Origin of the sequence: Erwinia sp. PsM31 (assembly GCF_030433775.1) — a bacterium.
Taxonomy (GTDB): domain Bacteria; phylum Pseudomonadota; class Gammaproteobacteria; order Enterobacterales; family Enterobacteriaceae; genus Erwinia; species Erwinia aeris.
Genome location: NZ_JARUWZ010000151.1, coordinates 1 through 212 on the forward strand (window position 1 = coordinate 1; position 212 = coordinate 212).

Consider the following 212-nt stretch of genomic DNA (forward strand, 5'->3'; position numbering starts at 1 on the left):
GAAAGCACACTGGCAGGCTATCGATCCCCAAACGGTGGCTCTGGAGCAGGCAACGGCCGATTTTTATCAGCAGCAGTGGCTGATCGCGAGGCCGCTTCGGGTTGAGCCGACCTTTTATCGGGGCATAACCGTAGAGGCCGGTCAGCGTTTAGCTTGCCGATATTTTTCGGCCGGTGCTTACTTCTGCCGTGGCTTGGTGCGGAGCAGTAATC

1 pseudogene is annotated in these 212 nt (G+C 57.5%); it reads left to right on the plus strand.

Annotation, left to right across the window (positions count from 1 at the left end):
• Positions 1-212 (plus strand): annotated as a pseudogene (locus tag QCD69_RS22790) (hypothetical protein); the annotation flags it as partial.